This is a genomic window from Mesorhizobium sp. CA14 (assembly GCF_020165195.1).
Lineage (GTDB): Bacteria > Pseudomonadota > Alphaproteobacteria > Rhizobiales > Rhizobiaceae > Mesorhizobium.
Map to the genome: position 1 here is coordinate 64,584 of NZ_JAIUHR010000016.1, position 15,987 is coordinate 80,570.

A 15,987-nucleotide genomic window follows, 5' to 3' on the forward strand; every position below is an offset into this window, starting at 1 on the left:
TCGAGAAGGGGCTTTTGCAGGACAAATTGGGTACAAAATGTGGCACGGCCCCTGGCCGAAGTCACGGGCGGCCTGCCGCTACACACGATCGCACCCACAGTGGGATTGGACGAACCGAGCCTGCCAATCCTTTGGGCAACCTCTATGGTTTTTTGCACATATAAACGATTTAAACAACTTTCAAATTTTTTAAATCGATTAATGATTTGATATCATTCGGCTTTTCTGGTTCTGAACTTGGCAGCCCTGTGCGGGGCTCCGGGAAATCTCCCGTCACATGCGGCCAAATCCAGAGAGGAAATTTGATGTCGGAAGCCGGCAAACGCAACCCCGACTGCGCCATCGACGCGATCGGCCTGAAGACCACGGGCATGGTGCGCTACAATTTCGGCGCGGCCGAACTCTATGAGGAAGCGATCCGGCGCGGCGAGGCACGGTTGACCGCGCGGGGCGCGCTGGTCGCCGAGACCGGCCAGCACACCGGCCGTTCGCCGAAGGACAAATTCGTCGTGCGCGATGAGGCGACCGGTCCGCATGTCTGGTGGGACAACAACAAGGCGATGTCGCCGGGTGAGTTCGAGACGCTGCTTGCCGATTTCCGGGCACATGCAGCCGGCAAGGACCTCTACGTGCAGGACCTCGTCGGCGGCGCCGACGCCGATCTGAAGCTGCCGACCCGGGTCGTCACCGAATTCGCCTGGCATTCGCTATTCATCCGTAATCTCCTGATCCGTCCCGAAGCCGCGGAGCTCGAGCGTTTCGTGCCGCAGATGACGATCATCGACCTGCCCTCCTTCCGCGCCGATCCGGCGCGTCACGGCACCCGCACCGAAACGGTGATTGCGGTCGATCTCACCCGCCAGATCGTGCTGATCGGCGGCACCTCCTATGCCGGCGAGATGAAGAAATCGGTCTTCACCATACTGAACTATCTGCTGCCGGCAAAGGGCGTGATGCCGATGCACTGCTCGGCCAATGAGGGGCCGGACGGCGACGCGGCGGTGTTCTTCGGCCTGTCCGGCACCGGCAAGACCACGCTCTCCGCGGATCCGTCGCGCACGCTGATCGGCGACGACGAGCATGGCTGGGGTCCGCACGGCATCTTCAATTTCGAGGGCGGCTGCTACGCCAAGACGATCAGGCTCTCGGCCGAGGCGGAGCCGGAAATCTTCGCCACCACGCAGCGCTTCGGCACGGTGCTGGAGAACGTCGTGCTCGACGCCGGCCGCGTTCCGGACTTCAATGACGGCAGCCTCACCGAAAACACGCGCTGCGCCTATCCGCTGGATTTCATCCCCAACGCGTCGAAGACCGGCCGCGCCGGTCACCCGAAGAACATCATCATGCTGACCGCCGATGCCTTCGGCGTCATGCCGCCGATCGCCAGGCTGACGCCGGCGCAGGCGATGTACCACTTCCTTTCGGGCTATACCGCCAAGGTTGCCGGCACGGAAAAGGGCGTCACCGAGCCGGAGGCGACCTTTTCGACCTGTTTCGGCGCCCCGTTCATGCCGCGCCATCCGTCCGAATACGGCAACCTGCTGCGCGAGCTCATCGCCAGCCATGGCGTCGACTGCTGGCTGGTCAACACCGGATGGACCGGAGGCGCCTATGGCACCGGCCGCCGGATGCCGATCAAGGTGACGCGCGCCTTGCTGGGCGCCGCGCTCGACGGTTCGTTGAAGTCGGCCGAGTTCCGCACCGACGCCAATTTCGGCTTCGAGGTGCCGGTGGCGGTTCCGGGCGTCGACGGCGCCATTCTCGACCCGCGCTCGACCTGGGCCGACAAGGCTGCCTATGACCGCCAGGCCGCGAAGCTGGTCAACATGTTCGCGACCAATTTCGAGAAGTTCGAACGTCACGTCGACGCCACCATCCTGGGCGCTGCGCCGCGTCTGCAGGAAGCGGCTGAATAGCAATCACCGCTAATACCTTTCCCCCAGGGCCTGGCTTGCGCCGGGCCTTTTCTTTTTGCCGCCGCCGCGCCATGACTGCGCGCATGGCGAGCGACGACGACATCATCATCAGCGGCGAAGCGATTATCCGTCCTGGCGACCTGCATGAGGACTTCATCCGTTCCTCCGGCCCGGGCGGCCAGAACGTCAACAAGGTGGCGACCGCCGTACAGCTGCGCTTCGACGCGGCGAACGCATCCGGCCTGTCCGAGCGCGTGCGCGAGCGCGCCCTCAAGCTAGCCGGTCAGCGCGCCACCAAGGACGGCGTCATCGTCATCGAGGCCGGCCGCTTCCGCACCCAGGAGCAGAACCGCGCCGACGCGCGGTCGCGGCTGACGGTGTTGATCGCCAAGGCGGCCGAGCCGCCACCGCCGCCGCGCAAGAAGACCAGGCCGTCCAAAGGCGCCGTGGAGCGCCGCCTCAAGAGCAAGGCAGGCCGGTCGACGGTGAAAAAGCTGCGCGGTCGTGTGGAAAGCGACTGATCCTGCCAAAGCCGCAGTTTTCGGGTCGCCGGCTTTTTTGAAGGATGGCATGGCTTAGAGCATGATGCGGAAAAGCGTGAAGCGGTTTTCGGACGACATCATGCTCTATCTCTTTGATTTAGAGTCGGATGATTTAAGGTCGATTCGACCTGAAATCATCCGACTCTGCGGATAAAACGGGTCGACCCATGCTCGTTCTGCCCAAAGGCGTCCGCCATATGCCGGGTTACCTCGCGCGCCCGGCGCAGGAAGCGCTGGTCGAGGAGATCAGGCGCGTCGTGCAGGCCGCACCGCTCTACGTGCCGGCCATGCCGCGCACCGGCAAGGAGATGAGCGTGCGCATGACCAATTGCGGCGCGCTTGGCTGGGTCACCGACAAGGAGCGCGGCTATCGCTACCAACCGACACATCCGGTGACGGGCGAGCCGTGGCCGCCGATCCCGGAGGCCTTGCTGAAAGTGTGGCGCGAGGTTTCGGCCTATCCGCATCCGCCCGAGGCCTGCCTGGTCAACTTCTATGCGGCGGATGCCAAAATGGGCCTGCATCAGGACCGCGACGAGCAGGATTTTGACGCGCCGGTGGTGTCGGTCTCGCTGGGCGACGACTGCCTGTTCCGGGTCGGCCAGGACAGGCGCGAAGGCGGCACCAAGTCGTTCAGGCTGAAGAGCGGCGACATCGTCGTGCTCGGCGGCGAAGGGCGCCTCGCCTTCCACGGCGTCGACCGTATCTATCCCGCGACATCGGCGCTGCTGAAGAATGGCGGCCGCATCAATCTGACGTTGCGGCGGGTGACGGTGCCTGGCTGAGCACGCCTGGCGCCGGGGCAACGCGATCTTAAGGACAAAAGCCTAAGAAGAGCGCGACAGCCGGGATTGCCATGGAACCGAGCCGAATCAGGATCCGACGCCTCTTGGACGTGGCCACCGTGACCATCGTGACGGTGATCGGCTTCTGGATGGCCGAGTTTTACCTGCGCACATTGTGGGCCTATCGTCCCGATGGCTTGTCGCTGCTCTCGCACAAGCTTCCCTATTGGGATTTCACCAATCTCTGGGCCGGCTCCCGCATGGCCATGGAAGGCCACGTAGCCGTCCTTTTTGACGTGGATGCCTACCGCGCCGCGCTGCGCGCCATGTTCTCGCCCGATCTTCCAAATCAGGAATGGAGCTATCCGCCGAGCATTCTCTTGCTCGGCGTTCCGCTTGCAACCCTGCCGATCCTGCCTGCCTATCTGATCTGGACGGTTGGAACCGTTCTGTGTCTGTGGCTGGCAATCCGACCGCTGAGGCTCGGGATTGCGGTGGAACTGGCGATCGTCTTGAGTCCCGCCGTCATCTGGAACTCGGTGTTCGGCCAGAACGGCGCGTTGACGACAGCTCTGCTGATCGGCGGTCTCGCGCTGGCGCCCCGGCGTCCCGCATTGGCCGGTATCCTGTTCGGCCTGCTGACGATCAAGCCGCATATCGGCATTCTGGTGCCCTTCTGCCTGCTCGCCAGCGGCAACTGGCGGGCTATGTTCGCCGCCGTCGCGACTACGGTCGTGATCGCCCTCGCCACCGGCCTGTTCTTCGGCTTCGATGTCTGGCGCCTGTTCCTGACCGAAACCCGTCCCTTGATGACGGCGATCATGGAAGCACCTTATCCGCAGCCCTACCACTACAACGCGGTCACGGTGTTCTTCACGGCGAGGGTAAGCGGCTTTGGGCTGGCCGCGGCCTATGGTGCGCAGGCGATCGCGACCATCGCTTCCATCGCCGCGGCGGTCTGGCTTTGGTGGCCGGCGCGCCGGGTCCGGCATCAGGAACGCGTGGCGCTTACCGCTGTCCTTGCAATCCTTGCCACGCCCTACGGCTACACCTACGACATGATCGGTGTCGCGGTCGCGGTCGCCATGCTGTTCACAATGGCGTCAAGACCGCCCCGGCTTCTTCTCGCGCTATGTTGGCTCTATCCCTTTTTCGCGCATATCTTGAACAATGTCGGGTTTTTCGTTGGTGTTCTGGTGCCGCTCTCGCTCTGCGCTTGGATGCTGATTTCGATACTGGCCCGAAACCGCAGGTCTGAAATGGGCAGGGAGCCTGCCGCGACATAGAACGGTGGCCAAGGCTGGAGCAGCGTCCTGCAGCGGTTCGGCGTTTATTTCGCCGTTTCACCGCCGGCAGCGAAATCCTTGCGGAAATACACCCTTGTCCCCGGCTCCTCGTGCAGGACGCTGTATTGCTGCAATTCGAGTGCGATCCTTGGATTGCGCAGCATGAGATTGCCCCAGTCTGGTCCGGTCTCGTCGCCATAGAGCACGATATCCGGTCTCTTGGTCGCGATCTCGTCGGCTAGTTGTCCAATCATGCGATCGCGTATATCGGCGAGCCGGCGTCTGAGCTGCGGATCGTTGCCTGTTTCGGCAAGCTTGTCGGCATCGAAAACCATCGATGCCGACGGATATCGCGAGACGAAATGGCCGCCGACCCGTCGCGAGAGCGGATGTGCCACTTGCAGCCTTGCCGCGAGCGAGACGATCGTCGGGTTGCGGTCGACCTGTTGAATTGAAGCGATGGAGCGTTCCAGCGGGCTATTGTCATTGGTCAGTATAAACCATTGAATTTTGGCCGTCAGCTGCAGCACCAGAAAGCAGCCGAAAATGGCGGCCGTTTTGCCGATGGGCTTCAATCTGCCCGGACTCTCGCCATGCAGGAGTTGCATGCCAAACGCAAGGGTGCCGAGAACAATCATGGGCATGGCATGGTTAGGCCAGCCCTTGCCCATGATCAGGAAGGCGGGAAGCAGTCCAAATGCGGCGAGAAGCGGGATTTTTGCGTCCCAACGCATACGCTGGAAGCCGTCAGCCAGAAGCACCGTCGCAATCGTCAGAAGGATGAGTATCTTGGGCCAGTCCAGCAACGCCAGAAGCGGCTCCCGTGCGGGCAGGTACACGTCTCTCGCCAAAGGCAGGATCTCGGTAATGAACTGTGTGTCGAACACGGCGATGTAGACAACATAGAACGCGACGATCGCCGCTCCGGCGATGTTTTCCGGGACAAGCAATGGCTTGAGGGAACGACGCTGGATGGCCAGCCAGGCCGCCGGCAGGGCAAAGGCAAGGGCGAAATGCGGCGGCTTGACCATGACCACGATGGCGGCGCACACGCCCGCGAGCATTTGATCCAGTCTCGAGCCCGCCGCGAAGTCGGATGCGCGCTGGCGGGCGCATTGCAGCGCAATCCAGGGCAGGATCGCTATGATGGCGAAATGCTCGCGCTGCCCGAATTCACCGGGGTGGAAACAGACGATCAGCAGAAACGCCGCGGGGAAGGCCCAAATGAAACGAGGTTTAAAATAGACCGGGTCGGCACGCGCCAGGATGCGGGCGGAAAACGCAAGGCTTGCCAGCGCGAGGCCGATCACGCCCAGGATCAACCAGAGTTCGGCGCGGCCACCGGTTAGCCGCTCCAGGAACATGAACGGCATGTACATCCAGACGGAGAATGGCGGATTGATCTCCACGATGTCGGTTTGCAGATGCTCGCCGTTCAGCAGCCGATCGCACACGACCAGCAACCATGAAACGTCGACATTGGTCGGCACGATGGCAACGGCCAGCCAGGCTGCGTAGCCGGCCACAAGCAAGGTCAGGAGTAGTGGTATCGCTTGCAGGCGCTCCTGCAACACCTTCATCCGGAGGGCACTCCCCGGCTCGGCGAGAGCCTTTCCAAAAACCCAATGGCGAATCACCACATAATTGATGAGCGAAATGAGCAGGCAGGTCAGCGCGATGGGTATCCACGCTGGCAGGGCAAGCCTTTCCGACAGCGTGACCGGGAGCACGAAGGACATCGCCAGGCCGACCAGCGTCAGCACCGCAAAGCGCGGCGCGTCACGGCGGTGCGCACCGTTGAAGTATTTGTGCCCGGCATAGGAGAAGGTCGCGGCCAGAGCGTAGGCGAGTACCGAAGCCAGGGCCGGGCTTATCGTTGTCGAAAATGCCGCGGCAAGCAAAGCATAGAGCAGCGTCGCGCCAATGCCGGTCACCAGAAACCGGATCGGTCGACGGCTTGCCAACAGGTCAGACGCGGCCGCTGCAAACATAGTGCGCTCCTGGTGGCAGGCGCGAAACCCAGCTTTCGGCCCTGCGTGCGACAGCGTTGGCGAAAGGAAGCAACAGGAGGTGCCTGCCTTTGATTCCGCTAAGCCTGGCGGCCTTCAACAATCGGCCGGCTTTGTGCCTGCCGATCAGCACGGCGGCCTCGTCGAAGGCACAACGAAGGGCTTTGCGGCCGGCGGCATTGCCCGCGTTGATCACCGGTTGCCTCCCACACCCGCTGGAGTTTGGCTGGCAACGCTAATCGCGATTGCCTAAGGCGCCGTTAAGGGGTCACAATTTCCTTAACGCCACTTCTTCGACCAGGTGTTTGGTGCCCTTGCGCAGGATGAGATCGGCCCGCGCCCTGGTCGGCAGGATGTTCTCGCGCAGATTCTTCAGGTTGATGTTGGCCCAGAGCCCCTCCGCGATGGCGCGCGCGGCATCCTGCGAAAGCTGCGAATAGCGGTGGAAGAAGGAGTCCGGATTGCGGAAGGCGGTTTCGCGCAGCCGCATGAAACGCTGGATGTACCATTGATGGATCAGCTTCTCGTCGGCATCGATATAGATGGCGAAATCGAAGAAGTCGGACAGGAACGGCACGATCTTGCCGTCCTTCGGCAGCTTGCCCGGCTGCAAGACGTTGATGCCTTCGAAGATCAGGATGTCCGGCCGGTCGATGGTGACGAACTCGCCCGGAATGACGTCATAGGTCAGGTGCGAATAGACCGGCGCCCGGACGCTGCCTTGCGCCGACTTGATGCCGGACAGGAACCTGAGCAGCGCGCCGACGTCGTAGCTCTCCGGGAAACCCTTACGCTCCATGAGGTTCTCGCGGCGCAGGATCTCGTTTGGCAAGAGGAAGCCGTCGGTGGTGATGAGGTCGACCTTCGGGCTCGACGGCCAGCGCGCCAGGAGCTCCTTCAATACGCGCGCCGTGGTCGACTTGCCGACCGCGACCGAGCCGGCGATGCCGATGATGAAGGGTGTCTTGGTGACGTCCTGCGCCTTGAAGAAGGCCTGGCGCTGCCTGAACAGCAGCTGGCTCGCCTCGACATGCGCCGAAAGCAGCCGGGAAAGCGAGAGGTAGATGCGCTTGACCTCTTCGAGGTCGACCGGGTCGTTGAGCGAGCGCAGCCGGTCGATCTCGTCCCCGGTGAGCGTCAGCGGCGTGTCGGCGCGGAACTGCGACCATTGCTCGGCAGAGAAGAATCGAAACGGGGAGTACTTCTCGGTCGGAGCCAGCTGGTCCATCGGGTTTCCTGCCCTCCTAAAGCATGATGCCGAAAAGTGTGAAGCGGTTTTCGGGCGACATCATGCGCTATCCCGTTTCTTTCAATCCTTTGATCGGGCTGCCTTTTCGGCAATGCCCGAGCGGCTGGTGCGGCCCTCGAGCTCCTTCAGCACGTCGTCAAGCGGGACGCCCGCTATGCCGAGCACGACCAGCCAATGATACAGAAGATCGGCACTTTCCGAAACGAGCGCCTGCCTGTCGCCGCGGATGGCGGCGATCACGGTCTCGACCGCTTCTTCGCCGAGCTTCTGCGCCGCTTTGTCCATGCCCTTGGCGAACAGCTTCGCCGTCCACGATTGCGCGTCGCCGGAATGGGCGCGCTGGTGGATGATCGTTTCCAGATCGGCGAGCGAAAAGTCTGCCATAACAGTCGTTTAAGCCCGCTGGACGGCCGAGTCCAGCCGCATCGGCAGGCCCGCCCTGGCCATATGCGCCTTGGCTTCGGCGATTGTGTAGGTGCCGAAATGGAAGATCGAGGCGGCAAGCACCGCGCCCGCATGGCCGTCGCGGATGCCGTCGACCAGGTGATCGAGCGTTCCGACGCCGCCCGATGCGATCACCGGCACGCGCACCGCGTCGGCAATCGCCCGGGTAAGCGCAAGGTCGTAGCCCGCCTTGGTGCCGTCGCGGTCCATCGAGGTCAAAAGGATCTCGCCGGCGCCGCGCTCGACCATGCGCCGTGCGAAGTCGACGGCGTCGATGCCCGTCTTCTCCCGCCCGCCATGGGTGAAGATCTCCCAGCGGTCGGCCTCGTCCGCCGCCGACACCTTCTTGGCGTCGATCGCCACGACGATGCACTGGTTGCCGAACTTGTTGGCCGCTTCCGCGACGAAATCCGGGTTCTTCACCGCCGCCGTGTTGATCGATACCTTGTCGGCGCCGGCCAGGAGCAGCTTGCGGATGTCGGCCACCTGGCGCACGCCGCCGCCCACGGTGAGCGGCATGAAGCACTGCTCGGCCGTACGGGCGACCACATCGAAGATCGTCTCGCGGTTGTCGGACGATGCGGTGATGTCAAGGAAGCAGAGCTCGTCGGCGCCGGCAGCATCATACGCCTTGGCGGCCTCGACGGGGTCGCCGGCATCGACGAGATCGACGAAATTGACGCCTTTGACCACGCGGCCGTTCTTGACGTCGAGGCAGGGGATGACGCGGGCCTTGAGCATCACTTGCCCTCCAGCGTCGAGAGCAGGTCGACCACCAGCGCGCCGACCAGCGGCGGCACGTCCCCCCTGGGATCGAAGGCCGGATCGTAGGCGGAGATGGTGAGCCCGGCGATGGCGAGCGGCCCGGCGAGGCCGCACATGGCGGTACGTATCTGCTCCGGCGCCGGACCGCCGGGCGTGGTGTAGCGATTGGCCTGCAGCTTCTCGGGGTCGTGCACGTCGAGATCGACATGCATGTGGACCTGGCGTGCACCGTCGGCCTTCAGCCTTTGCGCCGCGCTCTTCCAGTCCAGGCATTCGGTCCGGATGATCGGCAGCTTCTCCAGCAGTTCCTTTTCCGCGCTGTCGAGGTCGCGCGCATTGACCAGAACGCAACGCGCCGGATCGACCGGCTTGAAGCCCGGGATCTGCGCCGCCATCGATCGCCAGCAGAGACCCAGCACGGTCGCCAGTGCCATGCCGTCGAGAAAGCCCGTTGTGGTGCTTTCCGGCGTGTTGAGGTCGCCATGCTGGTCGGCCCAGATGATGGCGTCGGCGCCGGCACCTGCCACGGCGCCGGCGGCCGTCAGGCAGTTGCCGGCCAGCACGATTGGAAACCGTTTCCTGTCGAGCGCCATGCGGACTTCGCCCGAAACGGCATTGCAGACGGCAAATCCGGTGCCGATCTCGCGCTCTTCTTCGTCCTCGACCACCTTGCCGATGTCGCTCACCTCGACATCGTGGCCGGCGAGCTTCAGCGCCTCGGCCAGCCCGCCGGAGATCAGCGCGTCCGGGCCCTGGCCGCAGCCGCCGTGGAAATGGCCGCTGTCATAGGCTGCCAGGATGATCGAAATGTTCACGCTCTTGCCTCCGCCCGCTCGCCGCGCAGGATCGCCAGTGCCTCGGCCGGGTCGATACGGCCGTCATATAGGGCGCGGCCGGAGATCGCGCCTTCGAGTTTTCGCGCATCGGGCATGGTCATGCGCACGATATCGGCGATCGAGGCGAGGCCGCCGGATGCGATCACCGGAATGGACACCGCCTCGGCGAGGCTGATCGTCGAATCCCAATTGATACCGGAAAGCACGCCGTCGCGGTCGATATCGGTATAGATGATGGCGGCGACACCCGCGCCCTCGAATTTCTTGGCGAGCTCGATTACGCCGAGCTCAGAGGCCTCGGCCCAGCCTTCGACCGCCACCTTGCCACCCTTGGCGTCGATGCCGACGGCGACCTTGCCGGGAAAAGCCTCGCAGGCTTGTTTGACCAGCTCCGGCTCGCGCACCGCGACCGTGCCGAGGATGACGCGGGCGAGGCCGCGATCCAGCCAGTCCTCGATCTGCGGCAGGGTGCGGATGCCGCCGCCGAGCTGCACCGGGTTCTTCGTCGCCTTCAGGATGGCGCCCACCGCCGCGCTATTGACGCTCTGGCCTTTGAAGGCGCCGTTGAGGTCGACGACATGCAGCCACTCGAAACCCTGATCCTCGAAGGCCTTGGCCTGTGCGGCGGGGTCGTCGTTGTAGATGGTCGCGGTGGCCATGTCGCCGTGCTTCAGGCGCACGCATTGGCCGTCCTTGAGGTCGATCGCCGGAAACAGGATCATGGGTCAGGCGCCCTCGACGATGACGAAATGGCCGGCCGAAGCGGCGAGCCGGAACTTCGAGGCGTGCCGATATTCAGGCGAATGACAGCATTCGATCGCTTTGTCGTAGGACTCGAACTCCACCAGCACGTGACGGTTGCCGGTCGCTCCTTCCGGACTCGCGTAGCGGCCCGCGCGAACCGCGAACTTCGCGCCGTATTTCGCAAAGGCGACCGCATTCGCCTCGATATACTGTTTGCAGACATCCGGATCGCGGACATCGATCATCGCCATCCAATAGCCCTTCCTGCTCAATTTCAGGGCCTCCATTTCAGGAAATTGGTGATCAGCGCCAGACCGAGCGCCTGGCTCTTCTCGGGATGGAACTGCGTACCGGCAAGGTTGTCGCGCGCCACCGCCGCCGTCACCGCGCCGCCATAGTCGGTCGTCGCCAGCACTTCGCCGGAATTCTTCGCGTCCAGATGATAAGAATGGACGAAATAGGCGTGCAGCCCCTTCGGGCCGGTCTCGATGCCGGAAAACAGCGGGTGCTTGCGTTGGAGTTCGATCGTGTTCCAGCCGATCTGCGGGATCTTCAGCGCCGGATCGGAGGGCTGGATCTCCTTGACGTCGCCGGCGATCCAGCCGAGGCCATTGGTGACGGTCTTCTCCAACCCGCGTTGCGACATCAGTTGCATGCCGACGCAGATACCGAGGAAAGGCCGCCCTTTACGAAGCGCGACCTCTTCCACCGCCTCCCACATCCCCGGCACCGCATGCAGGCCGGCGGCGCAGTCGGCATAGGCGCCGACGCCCGGCAGCACGATGTGGTCGGCGGAACGCACGCGCTCGGCATCGGCCGTCAGCTCGATCGTCGCGGCAAGGCCCGCCTCATGCGCGGCGCGCTCGAAGGCCTTGGTGGCCGAGCGCAGATTGCCCGAGCCGTAATCGATGATGGCCACCCGCATCTCAGGGCCTTCCAGGCGTATGGGTCAGGCCGAGCGCCATGCCTGTCTGCGGCGGACGTGCCTGCGATGCATCCGGTACTATGCGCGGCAGGGATGGCTGCTCCTCGCTCTCTTCGCCGGTTTCCAACACATGGCGCGTCTCGGCATCGGCGAGATTGCCGGCCTCGATCACGCCCCATTCGCGCCAGCCGCGCCGCCGCAGCGAGGCGATGCGCAGGCCCTGGCCTTCGAAGCCGACATAGAGCGAGACCAGCAGCGAGAGCAGCGATCCGGTCCCTTCGAGCCCGAGCCTCTCGCCGGCCACCGACAGGATCGCCATGACGATGAAGGTCAGGGCCGCCTCGATCCACATCCGGTGCCAGGCGAGCCAGAGCGGCGCGACCAGGAAACCCAGCCAGGTGAAGCTGTCGCGCACGAAACTTACGTCCTCGGCTTTGTTGCCGGCCGGCGGCGCCATCACGACATAGATCGCCATAGGGCTAACCTTTCAGGGATCCCTTGGTGGACGGCACAGCATCGGGTTGGCGCGGATCGGGCTCCAGTGCCGCGCGCAAGCTGCGCGCCACTGCCTTGAAGCAGGTTTCGGCAATGTGATGGTTGTTGGCGCCGTAGTGGTTGGTCACATGCAGCGTGATGCCGGCATTCTGCGCCAGCGCCTGGAAGAACTCCCGCACCAGCTCCGTGTCGAACGTGCCGATCTTCGGCGACGAGAAGCCGACATCCCAGACCAGGAAAGGTCGGCCGGAGACGTCGATCGCCGCCCTGGTCAGCGTCTCGTCCATGGCAAGGTCGATCGAGGCATAGCGCATGATGCCGCGCCGCTCGCCAAGCGCCTTGCTCAGCGCCTGGCCGATCGCGATGCCGGTGTCCTCGACCGTGTGGTGGTCGTCGATATGCAGGTCGCCCTTGGCCTTGACCGTCATGTCGATCAGCGAATGCCGCGACAGCTGGTCGAGCATATGGTCGAAGAAGCCGACGCCGGTCGAAATGTCGGATTTTCCCTTGCCGTCGACATCGACGGAGACCGAAATCTCGGTTTCCTTGGTTTTGCGGCTGACTTCGGCCGAACGCGTCATCGTTTTGTCCTTGTTGCCCTGCTCGGAGGCGCCAGGGCTTGAAAACGAAAGCCTTCTACCAGCATGATCCGGCGATTGCCAGTTGCCATTCCGGCCGCTATCTGCCTCGGTCGAGGGGCGGTTTGCAATCGTTGGCCTTGTGCATACATATGGCCGATCAAACTCACTCGTACCGCGCCAATCGCCTTTTCAAGGGATAGCGCGCATCGGAGCTCAAATGTCGAATGAACTCACCATGCACGCCACGACCATCATAAGCGTGCGCAAGGGCAATAAGGTCGTGATCGCCGGCGACGGCCAGGTCAGCCTCGGCCAGACGATCATGAAGGGCAACGCCCGCAAGGTGCGCCGCATCGGCAAAGGCGGCAGCGTCATTGCCGGCTTCGCCGGCGCTACCGCCGACGCCTTCACCCTGCTCGAGCGGCTCGAAGCCAAGCTCGAACAATATCCGGACCAGCTGACGCGCGCCTGCGTCGAGCTCGCCAAGGACTGGCGCACCGACCGCTATCTGCGCCGCCTGGAAGCCATGATGCTGGTCGCCGACAAGTCTGTCTCGCTGGCGCTGACCGGCAATGGCGACGTGCTGGAGCCCGAACATGGCGTCATGGCCATTGGTTCCGGCGGCAATTACGCCCTGGCAGCGGCCCGTGCGCTGATCGACACCGACAAGGATGCCGAGGAGATCGCCCGCAAGGCTATGCAGATCGCGTCCGACATCTGCGTCTACACCAACAACAATTTTGTCGTCGAAACGCTCGATGCCGCTTGAACGACCACGACCCCGAACCGAAGGACCGCGAAAGCGCAAGGTGGCCACCGGTTTTCGGACAAGATCATGATCGAACCAGCAGATACATATGATTTTCGGCCGGTCACGGAAAAAGACCTGCCGATGATCGCCGGTTGGCTGCGCGAGCCGCATGTCGCCCAATGGTGGGACGCTCCCGACAAGGAGGTCGCCGAGATCCGCGAGCATATCGATTCGGTTTCGGTGGAGCCGCTGATTGTCGAGCTCGACGGCAGGCCGATCGCCTATCTGCAGAGCTACGATCCGCATATGGAGGACGACCATCCCTATGCCGACCAGCCCTTCGGCACGCTGGGCATCGATCTCACGATCGGCCCGCCGGAACTGGTCGGGGTCGGCCATGGCTCGGCCATCGTGCGGCAGTTCGTCGAGGAGCTGTTCGAGGAAGGCGCGCCGCGCGTCATCATCGATCCGCATCCCGACAATGGCCGCGCCATCCGCGCCTATGAGAAGGCCGGCTTCAGGCCGATCGGGCGCAGGCATTCGCAATACGGGGACGTCGTTCTGATGGCCGCCGATGCGGCCGACGACGACGAAAATCTGGGGGACTGAGGCAATGACCGCATCCGGAGAGGACAAGACGCTTTCGGCCTATGAAGACAGCTGGCGCATGGGCCTGCTGCTCGTGCTCGCTTTGATCGTCTTCCAGGCAGGCACCCTGTACGGCATGGGCCACCCCCCGATCTGCACCTGCGGCTACGTCAAGCTCTGGCAAGGCGTGGTCAACAGCTCGGAGAATTCCCAGCACATTGCCGACTGGTACACATTCTCACACATCATCCACGGCTTCCTGTTCTATGCGCTGGCCTGGGCGCTGTTCCCGCGCTCGCCGGTGGGCTTAAGGCTCGCCTTCGCCGTCCTCATCGAAGGCGGCTGGGAGATCCTGGAAAACAGTCCCTTCATCATCGAGCGCTACCGCGCCGGCACCATCTCGCTCAGCTATTACGGCGATTCCATCATCAATTCGGTGTCCGACACGCTGTTCATGGCGCTGGGATTTGTGATGGCGCGAAAGCTACCTATATGGGTGATCGTGGCCCTGGCGCTCATCTTCGAGCTCGGCACGGGTTACATCATCCGGGACAATCTGACGCTCAACGTGATCATGCTGCTGCATCCGTTCGAGTTTATCAGGCAGTGGCAAAGTGGAATTTGAGTAACATGAGCACCTTTTCTCCCCGCGAAATCGTTTCGGAACTCGATCGCTTCATCATAGGCCAGAAGGACGCCAAGCGCGCCGTGGCCATCGCCTTGCGCAACCGCTGGCGCCGCCAGCAGCTGGAAGGCCAGATGCGCGAAGAGGTGATGCCGAAGAATATTCTGATGATCGGCCCGACCGGCGTCGGCAAGACCGAGATATCGCGCCGCCTGGCGCGGCTCGCCGGCGCTCCCTTCGTCAAGGTCGAGGCCACGAAATTCACCGAGGTCGGCTATGTCGGCCGCGATGTCGAGCAGATCGTGCGCGACCTCGTCGAGGTCGCCATCGGCCTGACGCGCGAGAAGATGCGCGAGGATGTCGCCGCGCGCGCCCAGATCAACGCCGAGGAACGCGTGCTGGAAGCGCTGGTCGGCAAGACGGCGAGCCCGGCGACCCGCGACTCCTTCCGCAAGAAGCTGCGCGACGGCGAGCTCGACGACAAGGAGATCGAGATCGAGGTGGCCGACACCGGCAATGGCGGCATGTCCGGCTTCGAGATTCCCGGCATGCCGGGCGCCAATGTCGGCGTGCTCAACATCAACGACATGCTGTCGAAGGCGATGGGTGGCCGCAGGACCAAGACCCGCAAGACCACGGTGCGCGATTCCTATGCGCTGCTGGTCAACGACGAGTCCGACAAGCTGCTCGACCAGGACGAGGTGGTGCGCAGGGCGCTGGAATCGGCCGAGAACGACGGCATCGTCTTCCTCGACGAGATCGACAAGATCGCCGCCAGGAGCGACATTTCGGGCGGCCCGTCGCGTGAAGGCGTGCAGCGCGACCTGCTGCCGCTGGTCGAAGGCACCACTGTCGCGACCAAATATGGGCCGATCAAGACCGACCATATATTGTTCATCGCGTCGGGCGCCTTCCACGTCTCCAAGCCGTCGGACCTGCTGCCCGAGCTGCAGGGCCGCCTGCCGATCCGTGTCGAGCTGCGCGCGCTGGAGAAGGCGGATTTCATCCGCATCCTCACCGAGACGGAGGCGAGCCTCATCAAGCAGTACATCGCGCTGATGAAGACAGAAGGCGTCGAGCTGACCTTCACCGACGACGCCATCGATTCGCTTGCCGGCATCGCCGTCGATCTCAACGCCAGCGTCGAGAATATCGGCGCCCGGCGCCTGCAGACGGTAATGGAGCGCGTGCTGGATGAGATTTCCTACGACGCGCCGGACCGCCACGGCACGGCGGTCACCATCGACGCCGCTTATGTCGAGAAGCATGTCGGCGACCTGTCGCGCAACACCGACCTGTCGCGGTTCATCCTTTAAGCTCTATCGGGGTTTCGGGCCGGCCTTCTAGCCGGCCTGAAACGCCTTCCGATGCCCCGATTTCGGGCCGGCTCAGGCCGGCCTGAAACGCCCTTCCAATGCAAAGTGTGGCCAAATGGAAGCATCTGGC

General features: G+C 63.4%; 19 protein-coding genes. 8 read left to right on the forward strand and 11 right to left on the reverse strand.

Annotation, left to right across the window (positions count from 1 at the left end):
- Positions 1 to 305 precede the first annotated feature (305 nt).
- The 4 genes from LB565_RS17765 (at position 306) to LB565_RS17780 (ending at position 4,529) form a co-directional block, all read left to right on the forward strand.
- Positions 306 to 1,916 carry a phosphoenolpyruvate carboxykinase gene (locus LB565_RS17765; RefSeq protein ID WP_224586195.1) on the forward strand — a complete coding sequence of 537 codons (1,611 nt, stop codon included), beginning with the start codon at positions 306 to 308 and terminating at the stop codon, positions 1,914 to 1,916.
- An 83-nt stretch (positions 1,917 to 1,999) separates the two neighbouring features.
- The gene (gene arfB / locus LB565_RS17770; RefSeq protein WP_224586197.1) at positions 2,000 to 2,437 is read left to right on the forward strand and encodes an alternative ribosome rescue aminoacyl-tRNA hydrolase ArfB; all 438 of its coding nucleotides are present in this window, start codon (positions 2,000 to 2,002) and stop codon (positions 2,435 to 2,437) included.
- 188 nt (positions 2,438 to 2,625) lie between these two features.
- The gene (locus LB565_RS17775; protein WP_224586199.1) at positions 2,626 to 3,243 is read left to right on the forward strand and encodes an alpha-ketoglutarate-dependent dioxygenase AlkB family protein; all 618 of its coding nucleotides are present in this window, start codon (positions 2,626 to 2,628) and stop codon (positions 3,241 to 3,243) included.
- Positions 3,244 to 3,353: 110 nt separating this feature from the next.
- Positions 3,354 to 4,529: a glycosyltransferase family 87 protein gene (locus tag LB565_RS17780; protein ID WP_224586303.1), complete on the forward strand. Its 1,176-nt coding sequence runs from the start codon at positions 3,354 to 3,356 to the stop codon at positions 4,527 to 4,529.
- Positions 4,530 to 4,573: 44 nt separating this feature from the next.
- Here LB565_RS17780 and LB565_RS17785 read toward each other — a convergent pair whose 3' ends face one another.
- From LB565_RS17785 to hisB, 11 genes are all read right to left on the reverse strand, one after another.
- A complete protein-coding gene (locus LB565_RS17785) occupies positions 4,574 to 6,520 on the reverse strand; it encodes a GtrA family protein (RefSeq protein ID WP_224586201.1) in 1,947 nt (648 codons plus the stop codon).
- Positions 6,498 to 6,734, reverse strand: a complete 237-nt coding sequence (locus LB565_RS17790; RefSeq protein WP_224586203.1) for a hypothetical protein — start codon at positions 6,732 to 6,734, stop codon at positions 6,498 to 6,500. The genes LB565_RS17785 and LB565_RS17790 overlap by 23 nt, the downstream gene beginning before the upstream one ends.
- 72 nt (positions 6,735 to 6,806) lie before the next feature.
- Positions 6,807 to 7,766: a type I pantothenate kinase gene (gene coaA, locus LB565_RS17795; protein WP_224586205.1), complete on the reverse strand. Its 960-nt coding sequence runs from the start codon at positions 7,764 to 7,766 to the stop codon at positions 6,807 to 6,809.
- An 81-nt stretch (positions 7,767 to 7,847) separates the two neighbouring features.
- Entirely contained in the window at positions 7,848 to 8,171 is a 324-nt protein-coding gene (locus tag LB565_RS17800; RefSeq protein ID WP_224586207.1) for a phosphoribosyl-ATP diphosphatase, read from the reverse strand.
- A gap of 9 nt (positions 8,172 to 8,180) precedes the next feature.
- Positions 8,181 to 8,972, reverse strand: a complete 792-nt coding sequence (hisF, locus tag LB565_RS17805) for an imidazole glycerol phosphate synthase subunit HisF (RefSeq protein ID WP_263488530.1) — start codon at positions 8,970 to 8,972, stop codon at positions 8,181 to 8,183.
- Positions 8,972 to 9,811, reverse strand: coding sequence for an arginase family protein (locus tag LB565_RS17810; RefSeq protein WP_224586211.1), 840 nt, complete (start codon positions 9,809 to 9,811; stop codon positions 8,972 to 8,974). The genes hisF and LB565_RS17810 overlap by 1 nt, the downstream gene beginning before the upstream one ends.
- Positions 9,808 to 10,554, reverse strand: coding sequence for a 1-(5-phosphoribosyl)-5-[(5-phosphoribosylamino)methylideneamino]imidazole-4-carboxamide isomerase (hisA, locus tag LB565_RS17815; protein WP_224586213.1), 747 nt, complete (start codon positions 10,552 to 10,554; stop codon positions 9,808 to 9,810). The genes LB565_RS17810 and hisA overlap by 4 nt, the downstream gene beginning before the upstream one ends.
- 3 nt (positions 10,555 to 10,557) lie before the next feature.
- The gene (locus LB565_RS17820; protein ID WP_224586215.1) at positions 10,558 to 10,848 is read right to left on the reverse strand and encodes a DUF1330 domain-containing protein; all 291 of its coding nucleotides are present in this window, start codon (positions 10,846 to 10,848) and stop codon (positions 10,558 to 10,560) included.
- A gap of 2 nt (positions 10,849 to 10,850) precedes the next feature.
- Positions 10,851 to 11,501, reverse strand: a complete 651-nt coding sequence (gene hisH / locus LB565_RS17825; RefSeq protein WP_224586217.1) for an imidazole glycerol phosphate synthase subunit HisH — start codon at positions 11,499 to 11,501, stop codon at positions 10,851 to 10,853.
- A gap of 1 nt (position 11,502) precedes the next feature.
- Complete coding sequence (locus LB565_RS17830) at positions 11,503 to 11,976, reverse strand: DUF2628 domain-containing protein (protein WP_224586219.1); 474 nt, start codon at positions 11,974 to 11,976, stop codon at positions 11,503 to 11,505.
- 4 nt (positions 11,977 to 11,980) lie between these two features.
- Entirely contained in the window at positions 11,981 to 12,577 is a 597-nt protein-coding gene (gene hisB / locus LB565_RS17835; protein WP_224586221.1) for an imidazoleglycerol-phosphate dehydratase HisB, read from the reverse strand.
- 217 nt (positions 12,578 to 12,794) lie between these two features.
- Between hisB and hslV the strand changes: the two genes are divergently transcribed.
- The 4 genes from hslV (at position 12,795) to hslU (ending at position 15,857) form a co-directional block, all read left to right on the forward strand.
- The gene (gene hslV, locus LB565_RS17840) at positions 12,795 to 13,346 is read left to right on the forward strand and encodes an ATP-dependent protease subunit HslV (protein WP_040986886.1); all 552 of its coding nucleotides are present in this window, start codon (positions 12,795 to 12,797) and stop codon (positions 13,344 to 13,346) included.
- 66 nt (positions 13,347 to 13,412) lie between these two features.
- Positions 13,413 to 13,937 carry a GNAT family N-acetyltransferase gene (locus LB565_RS17845; protein ID WP_224586223.1) on the forward strand — a complete coding sequence of 175 codons (525 nt, stop codon included), beginning with the start codon at positions 13,413 to 13,415 and terminating at the stop codon, positions 13,935 to 13,937.
- A gap of 4 nt (positions 13,938 to 13,941) precedes the next feature.
- Positions 13,942 to 14,541, forward strand: a complete 600-nt coding sequence (locus tag LB565_RS17850; protein ID WP_224586225.1) for a DUF2585 domain-containing protein — start codon at positions 13,942 to 13,944, stop codon at positions 14,539 to 14,541.
- Between the two features lie 5 nt (positions 14,542 to 14,546).
- Complete coding sequence (hslU, locus tag LB565_RS17855) at positions 14,547 to 15,857, forward strand: ATP-dependent protease ATPase subunit HslU (protein WP_224586227.1); 1,311 nt, start codon at positions 14,547 to 14,549, stop codon at positions 15,855 to 15,857.
- Positions 15,858 to 15,987: the final 130 nt, after the last annotated feature.